The sequence below is a fragment of the Endozoicomonas sp. ONNA2 genome, assembly GCF_024606365.1.
Taxonomy (GTDB): Bacteria; Pseudomonadota; Gammaproteobacteria; order Pseudomonadales; family Endozoicomonadaceae; genus Endozoicomonas.
Genome location: NZ_JAHHPO010001197.1, coordinates 1 through 2,491 on the forward strand (window position 1 = coordinate 1; position 2,491 = coordinate 2,491).

1 protein-coding gene is annotated in these 2,491 nt (G+C 50.6%); it reads left to right on the top strand.

Going from position 1 to position 2,491, the window contains the following annotated elements; genetic code table 11:
- Positions 1-189 precede the first annotated feature (189 nt).
- A complete protein-coding gene (yccS, locus tag KDK14_RS21030) occupies positions 190-2,340 on the top strand; it encodes a YccS family putative transporter (RefSeq protein ID WP_257267211.1) in 2,151 nt (716 codons plus the stop codon).
- The last annotated feature ends 151 nt before the right edge of the window (positions 2,341-2,491 follow it).

Sequence of the window (2,491 nt, forward strand, 5' to 3'; positions counted from 1 at the left end):
CTAATGATTTTTGTGGAAGGGGTTGAGTGATTTTTCCCGATTTCTCTTAAATGCCGGTCAATCAAGAGCCATAAAACCGGTGCAAGACTTGGTTGCTTAGGGATTACGGCAATCGCTGCTTAGGCTCTCAGCTTTTTTCGGGTATGCTCACAAACTTTTGATCAATCGTTCAATAGCCAGTTCTCCATCATGTTCTTCGCTGATACCCTCCAACCGTTGCGCAATTATTGGGCAAACGACCGAATAAATTACAGTGTAAAAGTTTTTTTTGCCCTGGCAGGCGTTACCTTGCCTGCCTGGTATCGGGGATCGTCTGATGAAATTACGCCCATGGTTTTGGGCGTTATTGCCGCTGCACTGGCTGAAGTGGATGACAATCTCTGGGGAAGAATTAAAGCGCTGACCATGATGCTTGCCTGTTTCCTGCTGGCATCACTGTCAGTGGAGCTGCTGTTTGATTACCCATGGCTTTTTGCTGCCGGGCTTTTCAGTTCTACTTTTGGGTTTACCATGCTCGGTGCCATGGGGCCAAGGTACAGCAGTATGGCATTTGCTTCGCTGTTGCTGGCGGTTTACACCATGCTCGGTGCACGGGCAAGCCCCAGCCTGTGGGAACAGCCGACGCTGCTGCTCAGTGGCGCCCTCTGGTACGGTGTGCTGTCTCTGGCCTGGCATGTCCTCTGGCCTAATCAACCGGTACAGCAATCCCTGGCCAATGTGTTCAAAGAGCTGGCGGGTTATCTTGACAGTAAAAGTCAGTTGTTTGATCCCGTCGCCAATATGAATCCTCAGCCTTTGCGTCTGGCGTTGGCCAGAAAAAATGCCAGCGTTGTTAACGCCCTGAACCTGGCCAGAGATGCTTTGCTTCAGAGAGTCCACCGACAGGACAGTATGCAGCCTTTTATGCAAATCTATTTTCTTGCCCAGGATATCCATGAACGGGTGAGTGCCTCCCATTATCGCTATCAGGACCTGGCGGAGTACCTTTCCCGTAGCGATATCCTTTTTCGCTTTCAGAAAATGTTGCGAGTTCAGGCCAAGGCATGTCGGGCCATAGCCCGGTCTCTGCCCACCGGCCAGAAGTATCGGCATGGTAACGGGAATGCTGCGGTTCTTGATGAGCTGAAGCAATCGCTGAAATATCTGCAACAACAGAGTAATCCACCGTGTCGATCTTTGCTGGTTCAGCTGGACTATCTTCTGAAAAATCTCACGACAGTGGATTTACAAATATCCTCTGTGGGCCATCCGGGTTCATTTGTATACGACGATAGTAAACTATTTACTGAAACTGACTCCGCAGGGATCAAGGCCCACCTGCTTCGTATCTGGAATGAGTGTCGCCCAGACGCCCCGCTATTCCGACATGGCCTTCGCCTGGCAACGTCGCTGACACTGGGTTACGGGGTGATTCTGTGGTTGCACCTGCAACCCGGTTACTGGGTTCTGCTGACCATCCTGTTTGTCTGCCAGCCTGGCTACAGTGCGACGCGCAAGAAGCTTGCCCAGAGGGTCGTTGGTACACTTGCCGGGCTCCTGACAGGTATACCGCTGTTGTACTTGTTTCCGGGGGAGGAAGGTCAGCTGGTCCTGATGGTGCTCTGCGGAATTCTGTTTTTTGCATTTCGTACCGTACGCTATGATCTGGCGACAGCGTTTATTACCTTGCTGGTGTTGTTTTGTTTTAATCAGCAGGGATTGGGCTTTGCTGTGATTATGCCTCGCCTGGGGGATACGCTCCTGGGCTGCCTGCTGGCCGTCAGTGCCGTTGTGTTTATTCTGCCTGACTGGGAATCCGGGCGGCTGCATCGGATTATGGCATTGACCATAGCCAGGCACAGAGAGTATCTGGCTCAGGTCATGGAGCAGTATCACAGTGGAAAACGGGATACATTGGCTTATCGTTTGTCTCGTCGCCATGCACACAATATGGATGCCCGGCTATATGCAGCCATTATGAATATGCTCACAGAGCCGGGTCGCTATCAGCGGGCAAAAGATCAAAGTTTTCGTTTTCTGACCCTTTCCCATGCCTTGTTGAGCTATATCTCCACACTGGGGGCTCACCGGGTACGGCTGCCGGGTGATATGGTCAAGCACAGGCTCTATGAATCGTATCGGGTGATCGATCATCATATGCAGCTGCTGGAAACGCAACTCTCAGGGAGAAATACAGCAGGCGATTCTATTCCATCCACTGATATTCACGGCTGGCTGGAAGAGGAGAATCCTGAAGTGAGATTGTTATTACAGCAGTTTCAGTTGATGTACAAAGTCATGCCGGAGATGCACTCCCTGGCTCTGAGCCCGGGAATAGCGCCCGACCAGGCGACTTTGTAGCGAGGCGAGGGGGGCAGCAAATTAAGGATAAAATATTGCAGGTGTTCAAAAAAATGATTTCCAGTATTCATTACCTGACTTTACAGCAATCAACAGACATAAGTAGTTAACCAAATGAAATCATATTTTCTGACTAAGTGGCCAGTCACTC